Below are 275 nucleotides of genomic sequence, written 5' to 3' on the forward strand. Positions count from 1 at the left end.
GCCGCCCAGGTGCGCGCCGAAACCGGCAAGGACATGCTGGAGATGCTGCGGGATCCCTTCCACCAACGCATGCGCCAGGTTCCCAAGCCGATCATCGCCGCCATGACGGGCCACTTCACCGCCGGGGGTATGGTCTTGGCTGCAAACAGCGATATCCGGATCGGCTTGCAGGGGACCCTCGGCGGCATCTCCGAGGCCAAGGTGGGGCGAGGGTCGCCCTGGGGAGTGCCCATGCTGTGGATGCTTCCGCAGCCCTTCATGATGGAACTCATGCT

1 protein-coding gene is annotated in these 275 nt (G+C 65.5%); it reads left to right on the forward strand.

What is annotated here, in order from left to right; all coding sequences use genetic code 11:
- Positions 1-275: enoyl-CoA hydratase-related protein (locus KVT32_RS29985; RefSeq protein WP_254637085.1), on the forward strand; the 275-nt coding region annotated here is incomplete at both ends.

The organism is Achromobacter sp. GbtcB20, assembly GCF_019091095.1.
Lineage (GTDB): Bacteria > Pseudomonadota > Gammaproteobacteria > Burkholderiales > Burkholderiaceae_B > Achromobacter > Achromobacter mucicolens.